Source organism: Hydrocoleum sp. CS-953 (assembly GCF_002260545.1).
Lineage (GTDB): Bacteria > Cyanobacteriota > Cyanobacteriia > Cyanobacteriales > Microcoleaceae > Trichodesmium.
On record NZ_LGSU01001057.1, the window covers coordinates 1 to 6,401 of the forward strand.

At 38.2% G+C, this 6,401-nt stretch carries 4 protein-coding genes; 1 reads left to right on the plus strand and 3 read right to left on the minus strand.

What is annotated here, in order from left to right; translation table 11 throughout:
• Positions 1 to 1,171: 1,171 nt before the first annotated feature.
• Positions 1,172 to 1,570: a DUF5132 domain-containing protein gene (locus AFK68_RS15590; RefSeq protein WP_246844220.1), complete on the plus strand. Its 399-nt coding sequence runs from the start codon at positions 1,172 to 1,174 to the stop codon at positions 1,568 to 1,570.
• Between the two features lie 72 nt (positions 1,571 to 1,642).
• Here the strand turns inward: AFK68_RS15590 and AFK68_RS15595 are convergent, their stop codons facing one another.
• From AFK68_RS15595 to AFK68_RS15605, 3 genes are all read right to left on the minus strand, one after another.
• On the minus strand, positions 1,643 to 1,921 hold the full coding sequence (locus AFK68_RS15595) for a DUF5132 domain-containing protein (RefSeq protein WP_094673584.1): 279 nt from the start codon (positions 1,919 to 1,921) through the stop codon (positions 1,643 to 1,645).
• A 366-nt stretch (positions 1,922 to 2,287) separates the two neighbouring features.
• Positions 2,288 to 4,537 (minus strand): heavy metal translocating P-type ATPase, encoded by a 2,250-nt coding sequence (locus AFK68_RS15600; protein ID WP_094673585.1) that lies wholly within the window; start codon positions 4,535 to 4,537, stop codon positions 2,288 to 2,290.
• A gap of 700 nt (positions 4,538 to 5,237) precedes the next feature.
• On the minus strand, positions 5,238 to 5,816 hold the full coding sequence (locus AFK68_RS15605; RefSeq protein ID WP_094673586.1) for an HMA2 domain-containing protein: 579 nt from the start codon (positions 5,814 to 5,816) through the stop codon (positions 5,238 to 5,240).
• Positions 5,817 to 6,401: the final 585 nt, after the last annotated feature.

Consider the following 6,401-nt stretch of genomic DNA (forward strand, 5'->3'; position numbering starts at 1 on the left):
ATTGATAATTGATAATTGATAATTGATAATTACCTCTGGTTAAAACCTTTCTTGATTGAAGATCAGGAAATATTATTTCTTCTCTTGGTCGATTGGATATGGCGAGGAGACCTCGCCATCCCATCCTGACGGAATGCTTCGCAAACGACCGCTTTTTTTCCCCTATCCAAGGGGAGGCTTTAAACCAGAATTATTTAATTATTAATTATTAATAATTAATTATTAATTATTCGGTAATTTCACAAAAAATCCCCTCTTGATTCCTGACAGTAATTACTCAATACGGAGGATTAACTTCAACAAATAAGTATTTAACAATAGAAAATCCAAGTATAGCAAATTTTATAGTAATTGATATATAGCAATCCTAAATAGGTTGTGATAAATTAAAAAGTAGATAAAAAATTTGAAACTCTTACCTGTTGCCTGTTGCCTCTTGCCTCTTGCCTAAAAAGCAGTAAGATTTTTGCCACAAATATGCGGAGGATTGCTATAGCGTTTCTCAAGCTTATGAGGTATACCTATCTTTAATTTCTTTTCTATTCCCTATTCCTTATTCCCTCCATACCAGTTAAGTGTTCCCAGTTAAGTTTTCCCTAAAACAAACGAATTTTGTACCTCAGCAGCATGGGAATTGCTATATCAAGACTTCTACCAGTTAAAAAAAAGAATCCTACAAAAAGGTGCGTCTCGATCCGAAATGCTTAACAAGAACTTCTCCAATTTATTTTAGATAGCTATCTCTATCATTTTTCTCTTTTTTTTTCAATCTTTATTCCTTCTTCCTTCTGCCCTCTTCCTTACCGAAATATTGTGGTTTAAAGCCTCCCCTTTTAAGGGGATAATAAATAAAAATTTTCCTGTTCATCAATCCTCTTCTTTTCAAGGAGAGGTAATTCGCGCATTCTAAATTCTTAATTCTTAATTCTTGAATTCAACCATTTGCAACAAACATTTATCAAATTAGTATTATAGCAAATATGGTTGAATTATAAAGGTTATTGCTGATGGAAGCACTTATCCAAAAGGCAAGAGGCAAAAAGAAAAATTTGAGCAGGACTCAAAGTCCTACTCCGATAAGTGGATTTAGTATTATTTAATTAAAAATTAATTGTTTTTAATAAGATTTATTGTTAAAATTGTATTTTGTACAAAATCAGGAGAGCATAAAATGGCAGCACAAATGAATCAAAATCCACTGGAATCAGTTAATAAAAATTTACCTGTTCCAGTTAATCAAACTTGGGAACAAGCAACTCAAAACTTACCACAACAAGTTAAACAAACGATAATTCAGCATCGAGTTCCAATTGCAGTGGGTGTGGGGGCGGTTGTTTTAACTCCAATTATTTTACCTTTGTTGAAACCTGTGGCTAAGGCAACTATTAAAACAGGAGTTTCTTTATTGGAAAAAACTAAAGGCGCTCTGGCAGAAACAGTAGAAGTTTTTGGAGATATTGTGGCAGAAGCAAAGGCAGAAGTAGCAGCAGAAACACAACATAAATCTAACTTAAAAGCGGGTGCATATTCCCAACAAGAATTGAATACAAATAAGTCAGCAACTCCATAAATTTTACAGTTAAATTTATACTCTCTCGTTGGTTTATTTCGAGAGAGTTATACCAAATTCATGCTGATAATTTTAACACCGCCGATTGGTTTGAGATTCTGCTAAATTATTGGCAAATTCTTCACCTATCTCGGCAAAAGTTGTCTTGCTTTGTTCATATAGAGAAATACCACTTTTAATCATAGCTTTGGCAAGAGGTCTACCCATTTTAGCAACAGTAGGAGCTACTAAAGGACCCAATAAAAACATACCTAATCCTAATATGGCAAATTGATTGTTAGTTTGACCATCTTCAACCATTTCTCGGAGGTGAAGAGTTAGGACAGATTTTTTTAAGTGAACAAGTGACATAACTTTAAGAAGTAAGAAGTTAACTTTAAATAGTTATTTAGGGCTTGCTGAAAAAGTCTTATGGGTGAGGGTAGGAGTCAGGAGGAATGGGAAATTTATAGGAGCTAGGAAGAAGAATTATCCCTTCATTCTTCTGCCTCGCGTCAACCCAAAATCTTAACTTTTTGCAGCTCTAGAGAGCGAAAACCTTGTACTTTTTAAAGACCTAAAAATGCTGAAACCTTTATCTATAAAGGCTTGGATATTTAACCAGCAAACCCTATTTAACTGTTCTTCATCTCTAAATAATATCCCGCCCTTAAGGACAGAGTTTAAAATCAGAAAAATTGTGCAGTTATTTCCTATTACCTAATTATATTTTAACAGTTATTTACCACTTTCCAACTGATGCTGTACCAGAGGACGCAAACTATTTAAACCAGCAGCGATCGCACTGCCATTATGGACCACTGTAGCAATTAAAGGATGTAGTCCCACTGTGGAGGCCAATCCCAAAGCCACCAGATTTGGCCCTACCACCATTATAGTATTTTGTTCTATCAGATTTTTAGTTTCCTTAGCAATAGCGATCGCCTCCAACAAACTAGATAAATTATTATTCATCAACACCACATCTGCGGTTTCCCTAGCTACATCCGAACCATCCTCAAAAGAAACCGACACATCTGCATAAGCCAAAGCCACAGAATCATTCAACCCATCCCCCACAAAAGCCACAGTCTTTCCAGCTCGGCGCAAATCTCGAACAATAGCAGCTTTTTGGTCAGGAAAAGCCTCCGCATGAACCTGAGACTCTGGAATTTTCAACTCTGCTGCCACCATTTTTGCCCTAACCTCATTATCCCCAGTCAGCAAATGTACTTCCATGCCATAATCTTTCTCCAACCTGACTATCAAAGGCATACTTTCCGCACGCACTGGATCTTTATATTGAATTGCTCCCTGAAACTCCCCATTGCAAGCCACATAAATCAAAGATAACCACTCAGACACCGGACATTCTTGATTCGGATGTTCGCAATTTTCCTGAAAACAGGGATGATGCTCATAAAAACAATCCAAATCAACCCCCGCTTGAGTCAAAAACTTCGCACTCCCTACCAAAACATCCTTACCATCAATCTCTGCTTGAATACCCAACCCAACTTTATAATCCCACTCACCCCGTGGAGAAATATTCACACCCTGTTCTTGAGCATAACTGAAGATCGCCTCTGCCACTGGATGAGTAATACGTTGTTCCGCAGAAGCTGCTAAAGCCAATACTTCTTCTGCACTCATTCGCCCGGCGACAGTTTCCACTCCCACCACAGCAATATTACCTTGAGTCAAAGTACCAGTCTTATCAAAAACGATAGTATCAATCTCCGCCAACATTTCCAAAGTACGACCACTCCTGACCAAAATTCCATGTCTGGTGGTATGGTTAAGCGCACCTAAAAATGCCGTAGGAACAGATACCCGAATTCCAGTCACAAAGTCGAGAGTCAGAATAGATGCTCCCCTACTGGGGTCGCGAGTTGTACCTAAGACAATGGTAGCTAAAACTAAGGACGGCAAAATTAATTTGTCAGCCATTTGAGAGGCATAGTTTGCCATTCTAGTATCATGCACTGGGGCTTTTTGTAATAGTTCAATACTCGCAGCAGCGCGAGTTTGTGTACCTACTCGTTCTGCTTTGATATAAATTTGACCAGAACGCACCAAAGTAGAAGCATAGACAATAGTGCCTATTTTTCCTACTACTGGCATGGACTCTCCGGTAAGTTGCTGTTGGTCAATGACTGCTTCACCTTGCAAAATTTCCCCATCTACAGGTATTTGTTCTCCTGGATAAACTATTACTGTATCGCCTTGTTTTACTTGGTCACTTGCTATTTGCTGTATCTCTCCATCTCTTTTTACCCAGGCAAAACGTCCTATTGCATCTAATAAGTCAGCAGTTTCATGTTCGGTTGACCTAGCAGTTTGTTCGCGAATTACATCTCCCAGTTCATGGAGAGTTAACACTAATGCTGGTGTTAATAGTTTCCCTTGAATTGCGCCGAGGGTTAAGGAGAGGAAGTCGAGACAGTCAATATTAATGCGATGGTTGATAAATAAACTGTGGAAAGCGCGTTTCACTACTGGGAATGCTGCTATAGCTAAGGCGCTAAAACTTAGTTGTGGAGAGATTGGTAATTTTAACGGTCCGCCGAGAAAAGCTAATAGGGTAGCTAGACCTGGTTTTACTAGGCTCGACCATTCTCCCTCATTTTCCTCTTCTTCTGTTTCTAATGGTACTTGGGAGTCAACTTTTTGACTGACAATTTTGGTGGCAGAATTATCAACATTTTCCATCAGATATACCAGATGCTCTAGCACTTCTGCTTCCGATCTGTCTTTAGTCTGATAATTAATCATGATAGAACTCGCAGCTTGGTTAACCCGAACTTTTTTTACATGGGTATCCAATTCTAATAATTCTTGTACATTTTTAGCATAGTTTGTCTCTATAGTCAAGCGCATCACGCGAAACCTGACTCGCCCAGGAATCCGATGAACTAATGATATTGTGGGAGTTTTGAATGCTAATACAGATGCTGACCCTTGTTGTTGTGATTTGATAATTTGCATGACTTTAATTAAATTAGGAAGTATTTCTACTGTTTCTAGTGTAGTGACTTAACACATCTAATATCATCTCCGGTAGCATCGGTATTGCAAGTGAGAAGGTAAGGAAGAAGGCTCATATTATCTAGGAGAGAAGGAAGAAGGAAGAAGAAAAGGAAAAACCTTAAATTAGGTAAACATTTCCCCAACTTTTACACGCTCCGATACCAGCGGACATGATATAAAATTTTGCTAGGAGCGGGTTTAGCCTTAAATTAATGAGACTCAAGATTCAACCAGATAAACCTGCCCCTCAATAATATAATTGGGAAAATTAGCTGTGTCAGTTCAGAAGTGGCTTGACACGCCTAAAAATTTAGTCCTTTCTAGAACGAAGTGTTAGTGTAACTTATCTGTAGGATAAACCTAACATACATACGCCTTAATTTTTGTTGGGTTTCCTACCTCAACCCAACCTACGCTTATTGAAGCATTTTAGCTGTGTCGGTCTAGTAGGTCCGGTTTAGGTAACGTATCTTATTTCCCACAGACTAACCCAACACTAATAATTAGAGTTGCCAAAGATAGAAATCATAAATTTCTCTTGGTCTGAAGTTTTGGTAGTCCTGCGTAGTAATGATGAGAATATACATTTTTTTTCCCACACTCCCCACACTCCCCACACTTCTTATACCATTACTATCCACCACCATTAACTTTTAACTTATTCCTCTGGTTGAGATATTTCCTCTTCATCAGACTCAGCCTCTTGAATAATATTCATTAATAACATTCCTAGTTCCCAGTCTGACATTCCGTCAGCCTGATATTGGATGATAATAGAACTTGCTGCCTTGTTGATCCGCACTTTTAATACATGGGAGTCTGCACTTAACAGTTGTTCTAAACGTTTGGCATAGTCTGGTTCCGACGCTACTCTTGGTATTCGTAACCGGATGCGACCTGGAGTAGAATGCACTATAGTATATGCTGGGGAGTCTTCACTGCTAACCGGACTTACTGATTGAGAAATAGTTGTTGCCTCAGTATCAACTACAGGTGTAGTTATATTTATTTTTTGCTCTTTGAGTTGTTCAATAATTTCTCGCACAAAACCAGCAACTGTAAGGTTAACTAGCAATGCGGTAGCACCCCGTAATTGAAATCTATTGGTAATCATCATTCCCACTAAAGGTGGTAGGATAAATTCAATTTCATTATGAGCTTGTAAAAATGCACCTAACTGGGGAACTGTTGTTTCCATCGGGTTTGTGTTGTTTGTATAGTCGGAGGTTGTGGTCATTTCAGTTATCAGTTATCAGTTATCAGTTATCAGTTATCAGTTATCAGTACCTCTAACTAAACCCAGAGACTTGAAATTCAGTTATCAGTTATCATTTATCAGTACCTCTAACTAAACCCAGAGACTTGAAATTCAGTTATCAGTTACCAGTATCTCTAACTAAACCCAGAGGCTTAAAATTCAGTTATCAGTTATCAGTACCTCTAGCTAAACCCAGAGGCTTGAAATTCAGTTATCAGTTATCAGTACCTCTAGCTAAACCCAGAGGCTTGAAATTCAGTTATCAGTTACCAGTATCTCTAACTAAACCCAGCGGCTTGAAATTCAGTTATCAGTTACCAGTATCTCTAACTAAACCCAGAGGCTTGAAATTTAGTTATCAGTTATCGGTTATCAGTACCTCTAGCTAAACCCAGAGGCTTGAAATTCAGTTATCAGTTACCAGTATCTCTAACTAAACCCAGCGGCTTGAAATTCAGTTATCAGTTACCAGTATCTCTAACTAAACCCAGAGGCTTGAAATTTAGTTATCAGTTATCGGTTATCAGTACCTCTAGCTAAACCCAGAGGCTTGAAATTCAGTTA